Genomic DNA, 20280 nt, shown 5'->3' with positions numbered 1-20280 from the left:
TCTCCGTCTCCCACCCCCCCCCCCCCACCCCCACCCCCCCCCCCCCCCCCCCCCCCCCCCCCCCCCCCCCCCCCCCCCCCCCCCCCCCCGCCGGTGTGTCGTGTCGTGAAGCCGCTAGCATCGGCCTGCATCGGCGGGCACCCTTCCAAGCTCTCAATGAGCGGGGGAGATCCCACTACCCCCAGGCCAGGGAGCAAATCGTGCTGATCACCCACGACACCCGATGCGCACTCGACGCGGTGGTCGATCTGGTGAACACCGCACCGGACACCGAGGGCGGCGCGAGCGCGGAGACGGACGGTCTCGCGGACGTGGCAGCCCTCGCCGAATTCGTACGAAGCCACGACATAAGTGACGTAGGCGTGCTCTCGGAGCGTGACCTCGCCGGCGTCCGGCACATCCGCGGCCGCTTCCACGAAGTCTTCGCGGCGCCGGAGCCGCAGGCCGCGGCGGCGGTGATCAACGAACTGATCGCGGAGGCGGGCACCACCCCCCGGCTCACCGACCACGACGGTTACGACTGGCACGTGCACTACTTCGCGCCCGGGGCCTCCATCGCCGACCACCTCGCGGCGGACTGCGGGATGGCGCTCGCGTTCTTCGTGGTCGCCGGTGAGCAGGAGCGGCTGCGGCGCTGCGAGGCGCCGGACTGCCGGCACGCTTTCGTCGACCTCTCCCGCAACCGCTCGCGCCGCTACTGCGACAGCCGCACCTGCGGAAACCGGCTGCACGTCGCCGCCTACCGGGCCCGGCGCAAGGAAGCGGCACGCTGAGCCCGTAGCCGCGGCGGCCCCTAGAGCCCCAGCAGATCGTGCAACGACCCCATCAGGATCAGGACACCGATCACCGCCAGGAAGATCATCAGGGGTGGCTGGGAGAGCGCGAACAGACAACCCTTGGGCTCTTCTGTCGCGGCTCGCTCATCGTTCGGCGGGGCGGCATCGCCCTGTGCGGTGTCCTGCATCTCGCGGCGATGATGACGCAGTCCCGGGGGTGCCGGTTACCAACACGTCAGGAAACCGCGGGAGTTCGCCGCATTGCGCCACCTGCACAAGTCCGAATACCGCATGTCCCGTTCATGGCTCGTCAGCGACGCACCCCGCCGGACTCGGCGGCACCGCCGTCCACACGAACGAGGGACTCTCCTGCCCGTCGGACGCGGACGGTTGTTGACGTCAGATGCCGTGCTTCTTCAGGATCGCCTCGATGTCGCTGAAGTCCTCCTTGGGCGCGGCCGCCGCCTTCGGGCGGTCCGCGGCCTGGGCGGCCGGGCGGGCGCCCTGGCCGAGGGACGGCGCGGACGCCGCGGGGGCCACCGCCTCGCGCTGGGCCGCCTTCGCGGCCTTGCGCTCCTTGCGGGTGCCGCCGGATCGGCGCTCCACGGCACGGGTGGTCATGAAGAGCAGCCAGGCGACGCCGAGGACGCCGAAGCCCACCCAGGCCTTCATGCTGAAGGCGGTGTCGGCCAGCCATCCGACGACGCCGGTCATCACCAGGCCGACCGGGACCAGGGAATAGGCGGCGAGGCGCGTCGCCGCGAGGAAACGCTTGCGGTAGGCCGTGATCGCGGCAATGCCGAGGCCGGCCGCGGATACGGCGGAACAGACGGTCTCGGCAATCATCCGGATCCTCCAGGCGTGCGGCGTGCGGGCGCAGACGGTGGCGTGAACACTGTCTTCCCCTCCATCCTGCACCGGGTGGGCCCTCACAGGCCACGCCCCGAGCGGACTTCAGGGACATATCAGGGTCACGCCTCCTCCGCAGGTTCCGGTCGCCGCCGCGGCCCGGGTTGGGAGGGCGCTCTCGGGCTGGAAGACTGTGCCCCATGAGCGACTCTGTCCCCGCGGCCCCCACCAGCCCCAACGGTCCCCTCGTCATCGACATCTGGTGCGAGCTTCAGTGCCCGGACTGCCGGACCGCCCTCGACGACGTACGCGCGCTCCGTGAGCACTACGGCGACCGCGTCGACCTGCGCCTGCGGCACTTCCCCCTCGAGAAGCACAAGCACGCCTTCGCCGCCGCCCAGGCCGCCGAGGAGGCCTTCGAGCAGGGACAGGGCTGGCCGTACGTCGAGGCCGTGCTCGCCAACGTCGAGGAGCTCGACCGCAAGGGCGAGCCCTTCCTCATCGAGACCGCACGCGCGCTCGGCCTGGACGCCGAGGAGTTCGACACCGCCCTCGTCGACGGTCGGCACATCCTGATCGTCGACGCCGACCAGGCCGAGGGCAAGGCGATCGGCGTCACCGGGACCCCGACGTACGTCATCGGGGGCGAGCGCCTCGACGGCGGCAAGAGCCAGGACGGCCTGCGTGAACGCGTCGAGGAGATGACGGACCTCCTGCTCGCGGCCTCCGGGCAGGACGGCTCCCAGCACCTCTCCTAGTACCTTCTGAAGCCTCTAAGCCTCCTGAAGTACCTCCTGAAGCTCCTGGAGTCTTCTAGAGCAGCTGCTTGTAGACGTAGTACATGACCGGTTCGTAGCCGAGGGACTCGTACAGGCGCAGGGCCGGGGTGTTGCCCGCGAAGACGTTGAGGCCGATGCGGCGCAGGCCCACCGCGCGGGCCTGCGTCTCCGCCAGGAGCATCAGGGAACGGCCGTGGCCGAGTCCGCGGTACTGCTCGTCGACCTCGACGTCGAAGACGAACGCGTCGCCGTCGCGCAGCGCGAGCCACAGGGTGCCGACCTTCGTGCCCTCGTGGGTGAGCACGCTGAGGCTGGTGCCGGGGGTGGCGAGGCCTTGGGGCAGATGGTCGGCGTGGTCGGCGTCGGACTTGGCCCGCGCCTCCGCCTCCGGGACCCCGCGCTCGATCCAGGTCTGCGCGTAGTCCTCCTTCTCGCGGGCCAGCCAGACCTCGTACTCGTCCTCGGTCATCTCCCGCCCCTCGACGCCCGCGGGCAGCGCGGGCGGCTCGGCGGTCAGGGGCTTGACCATCTGGCGGTTGCGCTCCACATAGCCGAGGGAGACGGCGAGGCGGTGGGCCGCCGCGGCCTCGGCGGGCACGGCCACTTCGATCCGGTTGCAGTCCCAGCCGCGCACCACCTCCTCGGCGGCGAGCACGGCGACGGTGGCACGCCCGCGCCTGCGGTCGGGTTCGTCGATGCTCAGGTCCCGCATCTCGGCGACGCGTGGCCCGAACACGGCGTGCGTGGCGAGTTCTATCCCGCCCACAGGACGGCTGTTCACGCGCACTTCGTACGTGCGTGACTTGGCGCCGTCAGCGCTCTGCTGAAGCGGCCCGGTCGGCCGCAGGGTCGTGGTCATCAGTGGTGTTCTACCCGCCCTGCGGCTCGAGCGTCATCAGGAATACGTGCACTTGCGGTCTGTCACCCAACCGGTCACGGGTCGAGGTCGTCCGCCGCGCGCTCGTCGAAGATCCGCATCGCCTTGGCGGTCACCGGGCCCGGTGCGCCCGGCAGTTCGCGCCCGTCGATCCGGTGCACGGCCTGGACGTCACGGAGCGTCGAGGTCAGGAACACCTCGTCGGCGCGGTCGAGGACGTCGAACGGCAGATCCGTCTCGCGCGCGTTCGTCCAGTCGACGGCCAACGCGCGCGTGATGCCCGCCAGGCACCCGGAAGCGACCGGCGGCGTGTGGATCTCGCCGTCGAGCACGACAAAGACGTTCGATCCCGTGCCTTCGCACAGCCGGCCCACCGTGTTGGCGAACAGCGCCTCCGAAGCGCTCCGTTCGTGGGCGCGCGCGAGGGCGACGACGTTCTCGGCGTACGACGTGGTCTTCAGGCCGGTCAGGGCGCCGCGTTCGTTGCGGGCCCACGGCACCGTGATCACGGCGGTCGTGTCGGGCCGCCGCTGGGCCTCGCCGATGGCGACGACCAGGGTCTGCCCCTGATCACCCCGGTCGGAGCCGAGCGGTGAGAGACCTCCGGTGTACGTGATGCGCAGCCGCCCCAGCGGCATCGGGTTGGCGTCGAGAACCGCGGCGCAGGCCGCGCGCACCTCGTCGAGGTCCGGCTCGGGCAGGCCGAGGCCGCGTGCCGAACGGGCGAGCCGGTCCAGGTGCCGGGTCAGCGCGAAGGGCCGCCCCTCGACCGACTTCACCGTCTCGAAGATTCCGTCGCCGACGGTGAGGCCGTGGTCGAGCACGGAGACGCGGGCGGTCTCGAGGTCCTGCAGGCCGCCATTGAGCCAGATCTTCACCATGGGGTCCCTCCGTTCGCTTCGTACGCTCCCGACGCTACCGCCAACAGCCGTTCCGCCTTCAGTTCGGTCTCCCGCCACTCCCCCTCGGGGTCCGAACCCCAGGTGATCCCCGCCCCGGTGCCGAACCGCAGCACGCCCTGAGCGCGGTCGATCCAGAAGGTGCGAATACCGACGGCCAGTTCACCGGTGCCCCGGTCGGCGTCGACCCAGCCGATGCCGCCGCAGTACGGACCGCGGTGCGCGGTCTCCAGGGCGTCGATGATGCGCAGGGCGCTGGACTTGGGGGCGCCGGTGACGGAGCCGGGCGGGAAGGTGGCGTCGAGGAGTTCGGGCCAGCCGGTGTCGGGGCGGAGCTCGCCCCGGACGGTGGAGACGAGGTGGACGAGCCCGGGGTGCTTCTCGACCACGCACAGATCGGGGACGGTCACGGAGCCGGTGACGCATATCCGCCCGAGGTCGTTGCGGACGAGATCCACGATCATGACGTTCTCGGCGTAGTCCTTCTCGAGGAGATCCGCCTCGGTCCGGCCCGTGCCCTTGATCGGCCCCGACTCGACGACACGCCCCTCGCGCCTCAGGAACAGCTCGGGCGACGCCGTCGCTATCTCGACGCCGTGCCCGGGCAGCCGGATCGTCCCGGCGTACGGAGCGGGGTTCCCGCGCGCCAGCAGCGCGGTCAGGGCGTCGATGTCCGCGGCATCCCCACCGTCCCCGCCCTCCCCGCCGCCCGGAACCGGCGCGGACAGCACGCGGCAGAGGTTCGCCTGATAGACGTCGCCCGCCGCGATGTGTTCGCGCACGCGTCGTACGCCGTCCACGTACGCGGTGCGGTCGAGCGACGACGTCCAGTCACCGGCGGCCGGGCCCTGCCACGCCCCGGGCGCCGGAGCGGGCACCGGCTCCTCGCGTACGTCGTCGAAGCGGGCGCAGACCAGATCGCCCTCGAAACTCGCGCAGACCGCCCAGAAACCGCGGGAGTCGAGAGCCGAGGGATCGCTGGTCACATCCTTGAGGCCGGTCGCGAGCAGGCCGCCGAAGCGCGCCATGGGCAGAGCCGCCCCGGAGGGCGGCCGCGAGGACATCTGAGGAGCGCTGTGCACGTCTGCGAGTCTATGACCGGGGTCCTGGTGGCGCCCCGGGCCGGTGACAGCGCAGCACGCTGCGCAAACGCGTTTTTGTACTGGCCCAGGAATCCGCTAGAGTTCAACACGTCGCCGGGACGCGTGAGCGGGCCGGGAAAGACAAGCGGACGTAGCTCAGTTGGTAGAGCGCAACCTTGCCAAGGTTGAGGTCGCCAGTTCGAACCTGGTCGTCCGCTCGCAGGAAGTGGGGGATCTTCCCGACCCCCCGCACTCCTGGTGGAGTGGCCGAGAGGCGAGGCAACGGCCTGCAAAGCCGTCTACACGGGTTCAAATCCCGTCTCCACCTCCAAGCGCGATTAGCTCAGCGGGAGAGCGCTTCCCTGACACGGAAGAGGTCACTGGTTCAATCCCAGTATCGCGCACGCAGCACAACTGAAGTCCAGGTCCGCAAGGATCCCCGCGCGATTAGCTCAGCGGGAGAGCGCTTCCCTGACACGGAAGAGGTCACTGGTTCAATCCCAGTATCGCGCACGCAGTACGCACCACACGCAGGTTGACCCGCGCGATTAGCTCAGCGGGAGAGCGCTTCCCTGACACGGAAGAGGTCACTGGTTCAATCCCAGTATCGCGCACCATCCGCATGAAGCCCCCGGCCGTTCCCATGGCCGGGGGCTTCGTCGTTCCTCCGGTCAGGATCAGGAGGAGAAGAGCATGTGTCCGAAGCTCTTGTGGCGCTGGTTGTGGCCGTAGTGCCCGCCGTGTCCACCGTGGCCGCCGTGGTGACCGCCGTGCTGCGGAGCACCCCATGCCGGGGCGGGAGCGGCCGGGTATCCCTGCGGGCCGGGCGGCGGAGGCGGGGCCTGCTGGCCGCCCCACTGACTCTCGACCCGGCTCAGGGCCTCGAGCTCGCCATAGTCGAGGAATATCCCGCGGCAACCGCTGCACTGCTCGATCTGGACGCCATTGCGGTTGTACGTGTGCATCGGTGCATGGCACTTGGGACACTGCATGGTCGGCTCAACTCCTCGCCGGTCGTGACTGTTTCGCCGGAAGACTGCCCGGCTTCGGTGCGTTGCACCCTACTTCGTGGAGGTGGGCGCCAACTCCGGCGGGAGGGCGGACATTCGATCACAGGCGTCGACCAACGCCTGCTCGATCTCGTCCAGGGTCCTGCGCTCCCTGACGGACTTGGCGACCGCCAGGGCGGCGGTCTGCGTGGTGAGGGCGCGGGCCGGTATGTCGAGGGCGGGCCAGGGGTCCGTGCCGTCCGCCGGCAGCGCCGGTCCGCGTGCCGCGCGGTAGGCGGTGAGGAAGCGGGTCCACTCGTCCGCGGGCAGGAGGCCGCAGGCGTACCAGGCCGCGGGGCGGGCCAGGTCCCAGGCCGGGTCACCAAGGCCCAGATCGTCGACGTCGATGAGCAGCCAGCGCCCCGCTGATGTGCGGACCAGCTGGCCCAGGTGCAGGTCGCCGTGGCACAGGAGCCCCGGGAGCGGTGCGGGGGCCTCGGCGCGGGCCCAGCCGGGGAGCGTGGCCCAGGCGCGCTCGACGGGGACGGCCGCGGGGTGGGGTCCCGCGTCCCTCATCCGCGTCATCGCCAGGGCGGCCTTCATGGGGCCGCGCATGTCCGGGAGCGCAGGGGGGAGCTCGGCCGTGGGTGTGGCGTGCAGGCGGGCGAGGAGGGTCGCGGTTGCTTCCCAGGGAGCGGCGTCGGGGTCGTCGCGGTCCACCGGGGTACCGGCCTCCCAGAGAGTGACCAGACGGCCGTGGAGCGGGATCGCCGTCTCGTCGAGCGGAGGGAGGAGGGTGCCGTTCAGGGCGGCGGCTACCTTCAGGCGGGCCGCGAGCTCCGTGGGGTCGGTGCCGGGGGCGTGAGCCTTGGCGACGGTGTCCCCGTGCCGGACGACGGTGGCGTCGTCCCGGTCCGCGAGGACCGCTTCGGGGGCGCAGACGCAGGTGCGCGGGGTGCGGTGGGCTGTGCTGCGGACCTTGGCGGTCAGCGCCGGCAGCAAGGCGGTGGCGGTCACAGGTCCCCCGGGGTGCGTCGATCGGCGTCCCCGTGAGAGTACGCGGGCTGGATATCCAGCCCGTCCGGCGTTTGAGGACGAGCTCGGCGAAGCCGGTGATCGAGGGCGGCACAAGGACACCGGCGGAGCCCCGCGCAAAGAAGTGCCCGCGCAGCTCCCCAGCTGCGCGGGCATTTCTCGTGCCGTCCGCCGCACCCCCGTCCCCACGGGGTTTCCTGGCCGGATGTCCCCGCCCGGACCGCTCATCCGGGCCTGGGGCGCCGCTCAGCGCCCCAGCATCACGCCCACGGACGACGCCTGTGTGACCACTGCTTCCCAGCCGCCGAAGACGACTACCAGCAGGGCCGCCAGAGGAAGAACCATGGCCGTCGCCACCAGGGGGTGGCGCGTGCCGGACGGGCGGACGCCGAACGTGGCGAAGGCCTTCCGTCCTTGCGTGCGGATCATTGCCCGCGGTGCCGTGTCCGCCATGGTTCCTCTCCTGACCGAGTCTGTATGAACTTCTGTAGGAACTGCGTGAACTGTGCGGCGGCGGGTGCCTGACCTCGGGGGACGAGTGCTGCACCCGCCGCTTGACTTCAAATCTAGGTGCGCCCAAGACCCGGGGCGTCATGCCCTCGTACCGATTGCCGGGCCTCCCGGAGGATGACCGATCGTCGCTCGTGTACTCCCGTGGGTGGAGACGGGGTCCTAGGTCTCGGGGTCTTCCCGGAGGGGACGCGGGCCGCCTGCTCGGATGCGCCCTCTCTGAGCACGGGTTGCTCGACCAGAGTCAGGACACGGGTCGACATGGGCCGTGCCGTCCGCACGACGGAGCCTCCCCCACCGTCTGAAGGACGCGGGGCCCCTCAGCGGGTGACTTCGCTCACTTCGACCACCCCTCCGCGGACCGCTGTCTCCATCCGGCGGCCCGCCCGCCTCGCCACCACCTCGTACGTACGTGTCGTGTCCCCGGCGTCCACGACCATCTCCAGGCGATCACCCTTCACGGAATCAATCCCCCTTCGGTGATGGATGGTTGGGAACGACGGCCCCGCACACCGGTCGCCCGCCCCCGCGTCCCTGACCACTCCTCAAGTTTCCCACCCGGCACTGACAATCGGTCGGGCCGCGAGGGCGCGGCCTCTGCACCTGCCCGGCCATGGAAACGTAAGCTGTGGCACGACAACGGACCGGGCAGCAGGGATGGACATGGCGATGATGCGGCTCCGGCGCGAGGACCCGCGTGTCGTCGGCTCGTTCAGACTGCACAGGCGGCTGGGCGCCGGCGGCATGGGTGTCGTCTACCTGGGGTCGGACCGGCGGGGGCAGCGCGTCGCCCTGAAGGTGATCCGGCCCGATCTGGCAGAGGACGAGGAGTTCCGCTCGCGCTTCGCGCGGGAGGTCTCCGCGGCCCGGCGGATTCGCGGGGGCTGCACGGCGCGGCTCGTCGCCGCCGATCTCGACGCCGACCGGCCGTGGTTCGCCACGCAGTACGTTCCCGGCCCCTCCCTGCACGACAAGGTCGCCGCCGAAGGACCGCTCTCCGCGGCCGACGTGGCGGTCGTCGGCTCGGCGCTCGCCGAAGGCCTCGTCGCCGTACACGAAGCCGGTGTCGTACACCGTGACCTGAAGCCGTCGAACATCCTGCTGTCCCCGAAGGGTCCGCGGATCATCGACTTCGGCATCGCCTGGGCCACCGGCGCCTCGACCCTGACACACGTGGGCACCGCCGTCGGATCGCCCGGCTTCCTCGCGCCCGAGCAGGTGCGCGGCGCCGCCGTCACGCCCGCCACGGACGTGTTCGCCCTCGGCGCCACGCTGGCGTACGCGGGGATGGCGGACTCACCCTTCGGACACGGCAGTTCAGAGGTCATGCTCTACCGCGTCGTCCATGAGGAGGCGCAGCTCGGCGGGGTCCCGGACGCGCTCGCCCCGCTGATCCGGGCCTGCCTCGCCAAGGACCCCGAGGAGCGTCCCAGCACGCTCCAACTGTCGCTCAGGCTCAAGGAGATCGCGGCCCGCGAGGCACAGGGCCTGGGCGACCCCCGGCCGCCCGCGCCCCGCCAGAGCCACGACCGGCCCACGGGACGCCTGGCCGAGGAGTACGCGGATCAGCAGACCCAGCGGCGTCATCCGCAGGGCACTCCCCCGCCGCGGCCGGCTTCGTCACGGCCGGGTTCCTCGCGGACCGGCTCAGCACGGAACGGTTCGTCGCGCACCGGATCCTCGCGGCCGAATTCCTCGCGCCCCGGATCCAGTTCCGCACGGTCCGCCTCACGACCCGGGCAGCCCCGCAACACGACACGCTCCGGCGCGCGGCGGCCCGCCAATCCGCGCCTGCTGCGGCAGCGGCTCTTCGTGTTCGTGGTCGTGACGCTGCTCGTGGCCCTGGCGATCGCGGCGGCCCAGGGCTGCCAGGGGCCCGCGCGCGGGCTCGGCGGCAGCGGCGGCGGCGCACACGAGGTGCACGCCGTGCAGGAGATCCCGCGGCAGGACCCGGGGCCCGGCCCTCAGAGCTGAGGGCGGCCCGTCGCCACCGCGTAGAACGCGACCGCGGCCGCCGCTCCCACGTTCAGGGAGTCGACGCCGTGGGCCATCGGGATGCGGACCCACTCGTCCGCGGCGACCAGGGCCTGCGTGGAGAGGCCGTCGCCCTCCGCGCCGAGCATCAGCGCGACCCGGTCCATCCGGTGGGGCGCCGCCTCGTCCAGGGTCTTCGCCTTCTCGTCCGGGGTGAGCGCGAGGAGGTTGAAGCCCGCTTCGCGTACGCCCTCCAGGCCCTTGGGCCAGGATTCGAGGCGGGCGTAGGGGACGGAGAAGACCGCGCCCATGGAGACCTTCACCGAGCGGCGGTAGAGGGGGTCCGCGCAGTCCGGTGAGAGCAGGACCGCGTCCATGCCGAGGGCGGCGGCGCTGCGGAAGATCGCACCGATGTTGGTGTGGTCGTTGACCGACTCCATGACGACGACGCGGCGCGCCCTGGTCAGGAGTTCGTCCGACGTCGGCAGTGGTTTGCGCTGCATCGAGGCGAGGGCGCCCCGGTGCACGTGGTAGCCGGTGACCTGCTCGGCCAGGTCGGGGTTGACCGCGTACACGGGGGCCGGGACCTCGTCGATGACGTCCCGCATGACGTCGACCCACTTCGCGGAGAGCAGCATCGAGCGCATCTCGTAGCCCGCCTGCCTGGCCCGTCTGATCACCTTCTCGCCCTCGGCGATGAAGAGGCCCTCGGCGGGCTCCCGCTTGCGGCGCAGTTCGACGTCGGTCAGGCCCGTGTAGTCGCTCAGGCGCGGGTCGGCGGGGTCGTCAACGGTGATGAGATCAGCCACAGGGTGATACTGCCTTGTCCTGGGTGTGGTGCCAACGCCTTGGAGCGGGTTGGGTTACCGGTGGTTACGTGGGGCTCGGGGTGGCCAGGGGGCGTGTGGGGCCCGTGATGGCCGAGGGCTACGCGGGGAGGGCCCGGACTCGTTAAGCGGGGCCGCCCGGACCCACGTTCACCACCTCGCCGATGACGATCACCGCCGGGGGCTTCACCTCGTGGGCGGCGACCTCGGCGGCGACCGTCGCGAGGGTGGCGTCCACGCGGCGCTGGGCCGCGGTGGTGCCCTCCTGGATCAGGGCGACGGGGGTCTGGGGCGACCGGCCGTGCGCGGTGAGCGCCTCGGCGATCTTGCCGATCTTGTCCACGCCCATCAGGATCACGAGGGTGCCGCGCAGCTTGGCCAGGGACGGCCAGTCGACAAGGGAGCGCTCGTCGTCCGGGGCCACATGCCCGCTGACCACCGTGAACTCGTGGGCGACCCCGCGGTGCGTGACGGGGATGCCCGCCGCGCCCGGCACGGAGATCGAGCTGGAGATGCCGGGGACCACCGTGCAGGAGATGCCCGCCTCGGCGAGCGCCTGGGCCTCCTCCATGCCACGCCCGAAGACGAAGGGGTCGCCGCCCTTCAGACGGACGACCGACTTGCCCTGCTTCGCGTGCTCGATGAGGGCGTTGTTGATGGCCTCTTGAGCCATGAAGCGGCCGTACGGGATCTTCGCGGCGTCGATCACCTCGACGTGCGGCGGGAGTTCGTCGAGCAGGTCGCGGGGGCCGAGCCGGTCGGCGATGACCACGTCCGCCTCGGCGAGGAGACGACGGCCGCGGACCGTGATGAGGTCCGGGTCGCCGGGGCCGCCGCCGACGAGGGCGACGCCGGCGGTGCGGCTGCGCTGCTGGGGCGCCACGAGGGTCCCGTCGCGCAGCCCCTCGACGACCGCGTCACGGATGGCGGCCGTACGGCGGGGGTCACGGCCGTCGATGTCCGTGGTGAGGATGGCGACGGTGACGCCTTCGGAGCGGCCGGTCGCCGGGGTGAGGGCGGTGGCTTCCTCCGCGTCGTCGGAGCGGACGCACCAGACGCGCTCCGCCTCCGCTTCGGCGGAGGCCGCCGTGTTGGCCTCGGGGTCGCTGGTGGCGATGAGGGCGTACCAGGCGTCCTTGAGGTCGCCGCTCTCGTAGCGGCGGCGCTCCCAGCTGATCTCGCCCGCGTCCGCCATGGCCTCCACGGAGGGGGTCGCCGTCGGCGATACGAGGAGGATGTCGGCACCCGCACCGATCAGGGCGGGGAGGCGGCGCTGGGCCACCTGGCCGCCGCCGAGCACGACCGTGCGGCGGGCGGTGAGGCGGAGGCCTACGGGGTAGGCGGGGTTTTCGGCCATGGCGGGTGGCTCCTCGTGCGGGGCGCGGGGCTTTGCGGGTGCCGCTGCGACGGTGGGGCGGCTGCGTTGCGTTGCTGCTTTGACGTGCGGGTTCAGTATGGCTGGGGCGGGATGGGGTCTCTCCCCCAGCCCGCCCCTTCCCGAAACCGGGGCTCCGCCCCGGGCCCCGTCGTGAACTACTTCTCCGTCACACCTGCCGAGTCGAACGTGGCCACCTCGTGCATCGCACGGGCCGCGCTCTGGACCACCGGGAGGGCCAGGAGGGCGCCGGTGCCCTCGCCCAGGCGGAGGTCGAGGTCGACCAAGGGGCGCAGGCCCAGCTTGTTGAGGGCCGCCACGTGGCCCGGCTCCGCGCTGCGGTGGCCCGCGATGCAGGCCGCGAGGACCTCGGGGGCGATGGCCCGGGCGACCAGGGCCGCCGCGCCGGCGCTCACGCCGTCCAGGATGACGGCGGTACGCAGGGAAGCGCCGCCGAGCAGCAGGCCCACCATCGCCGCGTGCTCCAGGCCGCCGATCGCCGCGAGGACGCCGATCGGGTCGGCCGGGTCGGGCTGGTGCAGTTCGAGGGCGCGGCGCACGACGTCGACCTTGCGGCTGTGCATCTCGTCGTTGATGCCGGTGCCGCGGCCGGTCACCTCGCCCGGGTCGGTGTCCGTGTAGACGGAGATGAGGGCCGCGGACGCCGTGGTGTTCGCGATGCCCATCTCGCCGGTGAGCAGGGCCTTGTTGCCCGCGGCCACCAGGTCGCGGGCGGTCTCGATGCCGACCTCGATGGCCGCCTTGACCTCCTCGCGGCTCAGCGCGGGCCCTGTCGTCATGTCAGCAGTGCCCGCGCGGATCTTGCGGGGCAACAGGCCCGGGGTGGCAGGGAGCTCACTCGCCACGCCCACGTCGATGACGCAGACCTCGGCGCCGACCTGGTTGGCGAAGGCGTTGCAGACCGCGCCGCCGCCGAGGAAGTTGGCGACCATCTGCGCGGTCACCTCCTGGGGCCAGGCGGTGACGCCCTGGGCGTGCACGCCGTGGTCGCCCGCGAAGATCGCGACGGCCGCGGGCTCCGGGATCGGCGGCGGGCACTGCCGCGAGAGGCCGGACAGCTGGGCGGAGATGATCTCCAGCATGCCGAGCGCGCCCGGCGGCTTCGTCATGCGCTTCTGCCGCTCCCACGCCTCACCGAGCGCCTTGGCGTCCAGCGGGCGGATGTTGGACACGGTCTCGGCGAGCAGATCGTGCGGGTCCTCGCCGGGCAGGGCACGACGGCCGTACGTCTCCTCGTGGACCACCCAGGAGAGCGGGCGGCGCTTGGACCAGCCCGCCTGCATCAGCTCGGGCTCCTCGGGGAACTCGTCGACGTATCCGACACAGAGGTAGGCCACCACTTCGAGGTGCTCGGGCAGGCCGAGGGTCCTGACCATCTCGCGTTCGTCGAAGAAACTGACCCAGCCGACACCGAGGCCCTCGGCGCGCGCCGCCAGCCAGAGGTTCTCGACGGCGAGGGCCGAGGAGTACGGAGCCATCTGCGGCTGCGTGTGGCGGCCCAGGGTGTGGCGGCCGCCACGGGTCGGGTCGGCGGTGACGACGATGTTCACCGGGGTGTCGAGGATCGCCTCGATCTTCAGTTCCTTGAACTGCTTCGCGCGGCCCTTCGGGAGCGACTTCGCGTACGCGTCCTTCTGGCGCATGGCCAGCTCGTGCATCGTGCGCCGGGTGTCGGCCGAGCGGATGACGACGAAGTCCCAGGGCTGGGAGTGGCCCACGGAGGGCGCGGTGTGGGCCGCCTCCAGGACGCGGAGCAGGACCTCGTGCGGGATGGCGTCGCTGCGGAAGCCGTTGCGGATGTCGCGGCGTTCGCGCATGACGCGCAGGACGGCTTCGCGCTCGGCGTCGTCGTAGGCGGGGGCGGCGGGCGTCTCCGGCTGCTGAACCGCTTCCGGCAGCGGCTCCTGGATCGGCTCCTGAACGGGCTCAGGGGCGGGCTCCGGGGCGGCAGCCGCCTCGTCCGTGGCTTCCGGCGCCTCGACGGGCGGCGCGGCTTCGGCGACGGCCGCGGGCTCGGGGGCCTCGGCCACTGCTTCTGTCGCTGCCTCCGCTTCGGCGGGTGCTTCAGCGGGTGCTTCAGCGGGGAGTTCGCTCACTTCGAGGGGCAGGGCTTCGGCGGCTGCCGTGTCCGTCGGTTCGGGCGCGTGCGCCACGGGCTCTTCCACCGCTTCGGGTACGGGGGTCTCCGCCGCGGGCTCTCCCCCGTCGCGCGGCGCGGGCACGGTGGCCACGGGCTGCGGTGACGCGGGCTCGGGTGCCTCTGCGACTTCGACGGCCTCAGTGACTTCGGCGATCTCAGGTGCCTCAGGGGCCGCAGGGACCTCAGTGGCCTCTGCGGCCTCTGCGGCTTCGGCGACGGCCGCGGGCTCGGGGGCCTCCGGGGTGCCCGGCGTCTGAGGGACGTCGGCTGTCGGTACGGCGACGGGCTCCGGCTGCGCCTCGGGGGCTTCGGGCTGCGGGGCCTCGAAGTGCTCCGGGGGCACGGACAGGGCGTGCGGCGGCGTCGGGGCCAGGTGGGGCGTGGTCGGCACCGAGCCCTCGACGGGCACGAACTGGCCGAGGGGCATGGGCGCCTGGGCCACGACGGCCTCCGGCTGCTGGGGGGCCTGCGGGATGTGCGGGCCCTGCGGGATGTGCGGGCCCTGCGCCGTGTGCCCGGCGGCCGCGAGCGGCGCGTCCGACCAGGGCTGCGCTCCGGCCACGGCGAACTGCGGCTGGCCGGAGCCGGACGCGTGCGCGGTCCGGCCGACGGCGGCCATCTGCTCGGCGTCGGCGGTGGGCGGGAGCTCCTGGCTCGCCTCCGGGGCGGGCACCGACGGGTCCACGGCCGATACGGCCGACGGCTGCTCGGCGGCCACGGCGAACGCGGGCTGCCCGGCCTCGGCGACGGCGTGCGCGAACTGGTCGTCGGCCTCGGCGCCTTGCGCGATCACGGGGTCGGCGGCGTCCGCGGCCTGCGGGAAGGCCGCGGCGGGCGTCTCTGCGGCAGGGGCGGCAGGCGTGCCGGGTGCGGCGGAGGGCGTCGCCTCGGGCTGCGGGGCCTCGGTGGCGAGTGAGTCCGGCGTGCCCTGTGCGTCCTGAGCACTCTGCGCGTCCTGAGGGTCCTGCGCGTCCTCTGTGACGGGCGTGGCGTCCGGGACGACCGTTTCTGCTGGTGCGACGGCCTGCGAGGGCTGGGGGGACTGCGCAGGCTGCGGCTGAGGCGTCCACGGCGGGGCACCCTGCGGCGCGATCTCGCCGAGCTGCGGTCCCGGCATCCCTTCGTCGTCACGCGGGATGTCGAGGTACTCGGGCCCCACGGTCGGCGGACCCGCGTGCCGCACGGGCACGGCGTGCTGCGGGGCGCCGGCCGGGCCGCGGTCGGCGAGCGAACGTACGGGACTCCCCGTGCCGTCGGGCACGACGGGACCCGAAGGACCCCGGTGCAGCGGACGGCGCGAGGGACCGGGGTGCGAGGCGGGCGCCGGCGTGGGCGCGCCGGGCAGCTGGACGCCGTTCAGGTCGACCGAGCCGCTGTCGCGTCCTGCCGTCTCGTGCGGGCCCGGCTGGTGCACGGCCTGCGGCTGCCCGAGCGACTGCTGCCCGCCCAGCGAATGACCGGCCGAGTGCCGGCCACCGACGGACTGGCCGTTGAGGGACTGGTCCCCCACGGACGGCTCGGCCACGGGCTGACCGGCCGCGTACTGGTCCGCCGGAGACGGGTCACCCGCGTACTGCCCCGTGCCCTGCTGCTGGACACCCGCGGGAGCACCCACAGCAGCGCCCACCGGAGCACCCACGGGCTGCGCACCCACCGGCTGAGCGACGCCGTGCTGCGCGGTCCCGCTCTGGGCGACCCCGTACTGGTCGGCAGCCGACTGCGGCTCGCTCCAGGCGCCCTGGGCACCCGGCATCAGCAGAAGGTCGTCATCGTCGGCGGGGGCGACGCTCTCGGCGGGATTCTCGGAGGGGTCCAGGTAGGTGTACGCACCCGGGGCGGGGACGCCCGGCTGCTCCACCATGCCTGCGTTCTCCGGCAGTCCCTCGCCCGGGACCTGGCCGGTGTCGGTCATGCGTAACCCCTCGCCCATCGGTTAGTGCTTCTTCGACCGCCCCTCAGCCTTTGGCCGGGGAAGCCCCATTGCCCGGAGCGGCGCACCAACCGCCCGTCATCCTCAACGAGCGTGCACGCCGCGCGGCACGAACCGCGTACGGACAACAGGCATTGTCCCGGTCGGCCTGCCACCGCGGCGGCTTGATCCGCAACGGCCCGCTGTGGGCTGCGCCACGTTGCGCGCCCTCCGGTCCTGCCGTACCACACACCCCCCAAAACGGGCGAGCTTTCCGGACATTGGACAACTATTTGCCGGGCACTCGGTGCGGTACAACAATCGGCCAGCCTACCCCGCACCGTGCGGCAGCAGGGTCACGGGGCGCGATCGGGCAAGCCCGCCCGTCGCCGGGCCACCACCCCTCAACGAGGCTCTTCGAGCCGCCCCAAAGTTCCCGAGAGCAGGAAGACCACGGTCCGCTCACGCTCTGTCCACGCGCGCGTGTCCAGCTCGACGGACTGGAGCAGCGCGCACTCCACCGCGTATCCGTGCTCCGTCAGGCCCCTGCCGATGAGTTCGGCGGCGTCCCGGGTCGACGCGTGCGTCACGATGCGCTCCGGGCGGCGGTCGGCGACGGCCGAGACGACCTCGGCTCCCCCGCCCCCGACCCGTACGACGTCGGGCTCGGGCAGGTCTTCGAGGATGTGCGGCGCCGTGCCGTGGACGATCTGCGGCTGGACGCCGAAGTGACGGGCGACCGACATGGTGCGTGCGCAGGCGTCGGGGTCGGCGTCGACGGCGATGACGGCGGCGCCGAAGCGGGCGGCCTCCGCGGAGAACGCGCCGCTGCCGCAGCCGATGTCCCAGACCAGGTCGCCCACGCGCGGGCCGGTGCGGGCGAGTTGGGCGGCCCGCAGACGGTCGCTCTCGCCCTCGCCGAGCTGGGCCTCGCCCCCGTAGGCGGGGGCGGGCAGCGCCCAGCCGCGCGGGGTGCCCGGGTCGCGCCCGGCGATCCAGCCGGTGTCGGACGCGGCGGCCGGACCGCCGATGACGATGACGACGTTCGGGTCGCGCCAGGTGTGGTCGGCGGCCTTGTCCGAGGTGAGGACGGTGACCTGTTCGCGCTCGGTGCCGAGCTCCTCGCAGATCACGAAGGTGCGGTGCACGCCCTGGAGGAGCAGACCGAGCTCGGCCGGGCCCGCCCCCGGCGAGGTGAGGACGGCGACCTTGGTGTGCGCGCGGCAGACGTTCACCGCGCGGCGCAGGGTGCGCGGGTGGGCGACCACGACCTCGGCGTCGTCCCAGGGCATGCCGGCGCGGGCGAAGGCCTGGGCGACGGAGGAGACGGCGGGCACCACTTCGACCTCAAGGCCGAATTCGGGGGCGCGCAGGGTACGTACGACGCCGAAGAAGCCGGGGTCGCCGTCGGCGAGGACCACGGCGGTGCCGCGGTGGGCGGCGATGCGGCGGGCGGCCAGGCTCACGCTGCCCAGGCGGATCCGTTCGGCGGCCGGTGGCACTTCGGTGAGCGCCAGGTGGTGGGCGGCGCCCGCGACGAGAGTGGCGGCGCCGAGCGCCGAGCGAGCGGCGGCGGTCAGCGGCGAACCGTCCCAGCCGATCACCGTGACGCGGTCGGCCATCTTCGTCTGTCTCCTGGGTCGGTTCTCGCGTGGTGTCTGGGGCGGCCGGGCTTCGCGTGTAGGGGGCAACCGCGTACGACCAGGGGCGAGCGTACCTGGTGGGGGCCTCAGGTGCTCAAGGGGTCAGTTCCACTCGGAGAACGCGCTGAACCCGCTGTCCGCGAGCTGCTCGCCGACCCCTTCGAGATCCTCGGGGAGCAGGCTCCACACGATGAGGTCGGTGCGGACCTCGATCCAGCCGCCGAACGGGTCCCCGCCGTTCCTCGTACGCGCTATCCAGGCGCCCCGCAGGACTCCCTCGCTGATGCAGCCGATCTTCTGCGCGACCTGCTGGGCCGCCGTGTTGTCGGCGGCGGTGCGCAGCTCGATGCGCTCGAAGCGCTGGTCGTTGAAGAGCCACTGGGCGATGGCGAGCGCCGCCTCCGATGCGTAGCCCTCGCCGCGGGCCCAGGGTGCGACGACGTAGTTGAGTTCGCAGGAGCGCACGCGCCAGCTGGTGTCGCGCAGTTGCACCGTGCCGACCAGGCGCTGGGTGAGGAACTCGGTGACGGCGAGGGCGATTCCGTGGCCCTCGGTGCGCTCGGCGGGCGCGAGCCGGGTGATCCAGTCGCGGGCGTCGTCCTCGGTGTAGGGCTGGGGTGCGGAGGTCCAGGCGGTGACCATCTCGTCGTTCATCATCTCCGCGTACGCGGAGACGTCGGCGTCTTCGAACGGGCGCAGCACCAACCGCTCCGTGCTGATGGAGATGTCGGGGAAGGTAGTCATGCGCTGCTCCGTAACCTGGAACCCTCGGGCCTGCTGAAGAGCCCAGCATGCAGCATGTCGGCGCGCAAACCCACCACGGGGTCCGCTCCCGTATCAGGAGTGGACCCCGTGGTGAGGGCGGAAACGGACTGTGCGTCAGCTCGTTTCGACGGGCAGGACGGAGCCCTTGTACTTGTCCTCGATGAACTGCTTCACCTGGGGTGAAGTGAGCAGCTTGGCCAGCTTCCTCACCCGGGGATCGTCCTGGTCGCCCTTCTTGACGGCGAGGACGTTGTTGTACGGATTGTCCTTGGGCGACTCGAGAAGGATGGCTTCCTTCTTGGGGTCGAGCCCGGCGTCGAGGGCGTAGTTGTTGTTGATCGCCGCCGCCTCGACGTCCTCCAGGGCACGCGGCAGCTGGGCGGGTTCCAGCGGCTTGATGGTGAGCTTCTTCGGGTTGGACGTGATGTCCTCGGGGGTCGCGGTCGAACCGGCCCCCTTCTTGAGCCCGATGAGCCCCTTGGAGGCGAGGAGTTGGAGCGCCCTGCCCTCGTTGGTGGTGTCGTTCGGAACGGCGACGGTGGCACCGGCGGGCAGCTCGGCGACGTCCTTCGTCTTCTTCGCGTACACGCCAAGGGCGGGCAGGTAGACCTCGGTCACCGGCACGAGACTCGTCCCCTTGGACTTGTTGAAGTCCTCGAGGTACGGGGTGTGCTGGTAGAGGTTGGCGTCGAGGGAGCCTTCCTGGAGCGCGGTGTTCGGCGTGACGTAGTCCGTGAACTCCGTGATCCTGAGGTCGAGTCCCTCCTTCTTCGCGAGGTTCTCCTTGATGTACGTGAGGACTTCGCCGGCCGGGGTCGGGGTGGCGCCGACGGTGAGCGTGTCACCGTCGCCGCTTCCCGAGCCGGAGGCCGATTCGCTGCCGCAGGCGGTCAGGCCCAGCGTGAGGGCGAGTGCTCCGGCGGCGGCCGCCATGACGTGCGTACGCATGATCAGAACGCCGCGACGACGGCGCCGTCGTACTTGTCGTCGATGAACTTCTTGACCTCGGGCGAGGTGAGGAGCTTGGCGAGCTTCTTCACGCGCGGGTCGTTCTCGTCGCCCTTCTTCACGGCGAGGAAGTTGCCGTAGGGGTTGCCCTTGGCGGGCTCGGCGACGATGGCGTCCTTGGCCGGGCTGAGCTTGGCCTCAAGAGCGTAGTTGCCGTTGATCACCGCGGCGTCGACGTCACCGAGGGAGCGGGGCACCTGAGCCGCCTCGAGCTCCTTGAACTTGATGTTCTTCGGGTTCTTCGAGACGTCCTTGGGCGTCGCGTCGTAGCCGACGCCCTTCTTGAGCTCGATCAGGCCGTTGTCGGCCAGGAGCTTGAGCGCGCGGGCCTCGTTGGTGGTGTCGTTCGGCAGAGCGACCGTGGCGCCGCTCTTGAGGTCGTCGAGCTTCTTGACGCTCTTGGAGTAGACGCCGAGCGGCTCCAGGTGCACCGTCGCGTTCGGGACGGGCACGATGTCCGTCCCGTTCTTCTTGTTGAAGTCGTCGAGGTACGGCTTGTGCTGGAAGTAGTTCGCGAAGACCTCGCCCTGCTGGACGGCGGTGTTCGGGGTGACGTAGTCGGTGAACTCCTTGACCTCGAGGTCGAGGCCGGCCTTCTTGGCGAGGTTCTGCTTGACGTAGTCGAGGATCTCGCCCTGCGGCGTCGGGGTCGCGGCGACAATGAGCTTGCCGTCCTTGTCGCCCGCGGAGTCCTTGTCGGAGCCGCACGCGGAGAGCCCGAGGGTGAGGGCTCCGGCAGCGAGGACAGCGGTGGTGATCTTGGCGGTGTTACGCACGAAAAGTGCCTTTCTCCATGGGTGGTACGCCCCGCGGTGGGGTGTG

Annotated in this window: 18 protein-coding genes, 5 tRNA genes and 1 pseudogene; 8 read left to right on the top strand and 16 right to left on the bottom strand. The window is 71.9% G+C overall.

The genetic code is table 11. The features are described 5' to 3' along the window. Positions 1-200 precede the first annotated feature (200 nt). Entirely contained in the window at positions 201-773 is a 573-nt protein-coding gene (locus ACZ5CR_RS09230; protein WP_468855235.1) for a CGNR zinc finger domain-containing protein, read from the top strand. 20 nt (positions 774-793) lie between these two features. Here ACZ5CR_RS09230 and ACZ5CR_RS09225 read toward each other — a convergent pair whose 3' ends face one another. Together ACZ5CR_RS09225 and ACZ5CR_RS09220 are read right to left on the bottom strand one after the other, a co-directional pair. After that, a complete protein-coding gene (locus ACZ5CR_RS09225) occupies positions 794-964 on the bottom strand; it encodes a hypothetical protein (RefSeq protein WP_389912073.1) in 171 nt (56 codons plus the stop codon). Positions 965-1175: 211 nt separating this feature from the next. Then, positions 1176-1622, bottom strand: coding sequence for a hypothetical protein (locus ACZ5CR_RS09220; RefSeq protein WP_468855232.1), 447 nt, complete (start codon positions 1620-1622; stop codon positions 1176-1178). Between the two features lie 203 nt (positions 1623-1825). On the opposite strand from ACZ5CR_RS09220, the gene ACZ5CR_RS09215 reads away from it, so the two are divergent. Next, positions 1826-2383, top strand: coding sequence for a DsbA family protein (locus tag ACZ5CR_RS09215; RefSeq protein WP_468855230.1), 558 nt, complete (start codon positions 1826-1828; stop codon positions 2381-2383). A 55-nt stretch (positions 2384-2438) separates the two neighbouring features. Here ACZ5CR_RS09215 and ACZ5CR_RS09210 read toward each other — a convergent pair whose 3' ends face one another. From ACZ5CR_RS09210 to ACZ5CR_RS09200, 3 genes are all read right to left on the bottom strand, one after another. Further along, on the bottom strand, positions 2439-3263 hold the full coding sequence (locus ACZ5CR_RS09210) for a GNAT family N-acetyltransferase (RefSeq protein ID WP_468855227.1): 825 nt from the start codon (positions 3261-3263) through the stop codon (positions 2439-2441). Between the two features lie 74 nt (positions 3264-3337). Continuing rightward, positions 3338-4159 carry an aminotransferase class IV gene (locus ACZ5CR_RS09205; protein WP_468855524.1) on the bottom strand — a complete coding sequence of 274 codons (822 nt, stop codon included), beginning with the start codon at positions 4157-4159 and terminating at the stop codon, positions 3338-3340. Continuing rightward, positions 4156-5244 (bottom strand): chorismate-binding protein, encoded by a 1089-nt coding sequence (locus ACZ5CR_RS09200; protein WP_468855521.1) that lies wholly within the window; start codon positions 5242-5244, stop codon positions 4156-4158. Before ACZ5CR_RS09200 ends, ACZ5CR_RS09205 begins: the two co-directional genes overlap by 4 nt. A 163-nt stretch (positions 5245-5407) precedes the next feature. Between ACZ5CR_RS09200 and ACZ5CR_RS09195 the strand changes: the two genes are divergently transcribed. From ACZ5CR_RS09195 to ACZ5CR_RS09175, 5 genes are all read left to right on the top strand, one after another. After that, a tRNA-Gly gene (locus tag ACZ5CR_RS09195) sits at positions 5408-5480 on the top strand. Between the two features lie 39 nt (positions 5481-5519). Then, a tRNA-Cys gene (locus tag ACZ5CR_RS09190) sits at positions 5520-5593 on the top strand. Between the two features lies 1 nt (position 5594). Continuing rightward, positions 5595-5666: transfer RNA gene (locus ACZ5CR_RS09185), tRNA-Val, on the top strand. Between the two features lie 37 nt (positions 5667-5703). Then, a tRNA-Val gene (locus ACZ5CR_RS09180) sits at positions 5704-5775 on the top strand. 29 nt (positions 5776-5804) lie between these two features. Beyond that, positions 5805-5879, top strand: a tRNA-Val gene (locus ACZ5CR_RS09175). A 60-nt stretch (positions 5880-5939) separates the two neighbouring features. Here the strand turns inward: ACZ5CR_RS09175 and ACZ5CR_RS09170 are convergent. The 4 genes and pseudogenes from ACZ5CR_RS09170 to ACZ5CR_RS09155 form a co-directional block, all read right to left on the bottom strand. Beyond that, positions 5940-6254 carry a TFIIB-type zinc ribbon-containing protein gene (locus ACZ5CR_RS09170; RefSeq protein WP_453530171.1) on the bottom strand — a complete coding sequence of 105 codons (315 nt, stop codon included), beginning with the start codon at positions 6252-6254 and terminating at the stop codon, positions 5940-5942. A 69-nt stretch (positions 6255-6323) separates the two neighbouring features. Further along, positions 6324-7268 (bottom strand): aminoglycoside phosphotransferase family protein, encoded by a 945-nt coding sequence (locus ACZ5CR_RS09165; protein WP_468855223.1) that lies wholly within the window; start codon positions 7266-7268, stop codon positions 6324-6326. Positions 7269-7532: 264 nt separating this feature from the next. Next, entirely contained in the window at positions 7533-7739 is a 207-nt protein-coding gene (locus ACZ5CR_RS09160; protein ID WP_160503827.1) for a hypothetical protein, read from the bottom strand. Positions 7740-7966: 227 nt separating this feature from the next. Then, positions 7967-8257 (bottom strand): annotated as a pseudogene (locus ACZ5CR_RS09155) (hypothetical protein); the annotation flags it as partial. A gap of 196 nt (positions 8258-8453) precedes the next feature. On the opposite strand from ACZ5CR_RS09155, the gene ACZ5CR_RS09150 reads away from it, so the two are divergent. Next, positions 8454-9770, top strand: a complete 1317-nt coding sequence (locus ACZ5CR_RS09150; protein WP_468855221.1) for a serine/threonine-protein kinase — start codon at positions 8454-8456, stop codon at positions 9768-9770. Here the strand turns inward: ACZ5CR_RS09150 and ACZ5CR_RS09145 are convergent. The 7 genes from ACZ5CR_RS09145 to ACZ5CR_RS09115 all read right to left on the bottom strand — a co-directional run bounded on the left by ACZ5CR_RS09145 (position 9761) and on the right by ACZ5CR_RS09115 (position 20234). Then, positions 9761-10579, bottom strand: coding sequence for a TrmH family RNA methyltransferase (locus tag ACZ5CR_RS09145; protein WP_389912053.1), 819 nt, complete (start codon positions 10577-10579; stop codon positions 9761-9763). The two genes, ACZ5CR_RS09150 and ACZ5CR_RS09145, sit on opposite strands and share 10 nt — an antisense overlap. 142 nt (positions 10580-10721) lie before the next feature. Next, complete coding sequence (cobA, locus tag ACZ5CR_RS09140) at positions 10722-11954, bottom strand: uroporphyrinogen-III C-methyltransferase (RefSeq protein ID WP_468855218.1); 1233 nt, start codon at positions 11952-11954, stop codon at positions 10722-10724. A gap of 176 nt (positions 11955-12130) precedes the next feature. Then, positions 12131-16045 carry a nicotinate-nucleotide--dimethylbenzimidazole phosphoribosyltransferase gene (gene cobT, locus ACZ5CR_RS09135; RefSeq protein ID WP_468855216.1) on the bottom strand — a complete coding sequence of 1305 codons (3915 nt, stop codon included), beginning with the start codon at positions 16043-16045 and terminating at the stop codon, positions 12131-12133. A 401-nt stretch (positions 16046-16446) separates the two neighbouring features. Continuing rightward, entirely contained in the window at positions 16447-17664 is a 1218-nt protein-coding gene (gene cbiE, locus ACZ5CR_RS09130; RefSeq protein ID WP_468855214.1) for a precorrin-6y C5,15-methyltransferase (decarboxylating) subunit CbiE, read from the bottom strand. Between the two features lie 123 nt (positions 17665-17787). After that, positions 17788-18429: a GNAT family N-acetyltransferase gene (locus tag ACZ5CR_RS09125; protein ID WP_468855211.1), complete on the bottom strand. Its 642-nt coding sequence runs from the start codon at positions 18427-18429 to the stop codon at positions 17788-17790. Positions 18430-18564: 135 nt separating this feature from the next. Continuing rightward, a complete protein-coding gene (locus tag ACZ5CR_RS09120) occupies positions 18565-19398 on the bottom strand; it encodes a MetQ/NlpA family ABC transporter substrate-binding protein (RefSeq protein WP_468855209.1) in 834 nt (277 codons plus the stop codon). A 2-nt stretch (positions 19399-19400) separates the two neighbouring features. After that, on the bottom strand, positions 19401-20234 hold the full coding sequence (locus ACZ5CR_RS09115) for a MetQ/NlpA family ABC transporter substrate-binding protein (protein ID WP_468855206.1): 834 nt from the start codon (positions 20232-20234) through the stop codon (positions 19401-19403). Positions 20235-20280: the final 46 nt, after the last annotated feature.

The sequence above is a fragment of the Streptomyces sp. NPDC031274 genome, assembly GCF_055570235.1.
Note: the sequence above shows the minus strand (reverse complement) of the source record. Positions and strands in the feature narration are given on the sequence as shown.

Coding starts and splice junctions, on each gene's coding strand:
- ACZ5CR_RS09225 (WP_389912073.1), bottom strand. CDS start 964: ATGCAGGACACCGCACAGGGCGATGCCGCCCCGCCGAACGATGAGCGA.
- ACZ5CR_RS09220 (WP_468855232.1), bottom strand. CDS start 1,622: ATGATTGCCGAGACCGTCTGTTCCGCCGTATCCGCGGCCGGCCTCGGC.
- ACZ5CR_RS09215 (WP_468855230.1), top strand. CDS start 1,826: ATGAGCGACTCTGTCCCCGCGGCCCCCACCAGCCCCAACGGTCCCCTC.
- ACZ5CR_RS09210 (WP_468855227.1), bottom strand. CDS start 3,263: ATGACCACGACCCTGCGGCCGACCGGGCCGCTTCAGCAGAGCGCTGAC.
- ACZ5CR_RS09200 (WP_468855521.1), bottom strand. CDS start 5,244: ATGTCCTCGCGGCCGCCCTCCGGGGCGGCTCTGCCCATGGCGCGCTTC.
- ACZ5CR_RS09170 (WP_453530171.1), bottom strand. CDS start 6,254: ATGCAGTGTCCCAAGTGCCATGCACCGATGCACACGTACAACCGCAAT.
- ACZ5CR_RS09160 (WP_160503827.1), bottom strand. CDS start 7,739: ATGGCGGACACGGCACCGCGGGCAATGATCCGCACGCAAGGACGGAAG.
- ACZ5CR_RS09150 (WP_468855221.1), top strand. CDS start 8,454: ATGGACATGGCGATGATGCGGCTCCGGCGCGAGGACCCGCGTGTCGTC.
- cobA (WP_468855218.1), bottom strand. CDS start 11,954: ATGGCCGAAAACCCCGCCTACCCCGTAGGCCTCCGCCTCACCGCCCGC.
- cobT (WP_468855216.1), bottom strand. CDS start 16,045: ATGACCGACACCGGCCAGGTCCCGGGCGAGGGACTGCCGGAGAACGCA.
- cbiE (WP_468855214.1), bottom strand. CDS start 17,664: ATGGCCGACCGCGTCACGGTGATCGGCTGGGACGGTTCGCCGCTGACC.
- ACZ5CR_RS09125 (WP_468855211.1), bottom strand. CDS start 18,429: ATGACTACCTTCCCCGACATCTCCATCAGCACGGAGCGGTTGGTGCTG.
- ACZ5CR_RS09120 (WP_468855209.1), bottom strand. CDS start 19,398: ATGCGTACGCACGTCATGGCGGCCGCCGCCGGAGCACTCGCCCTCACG.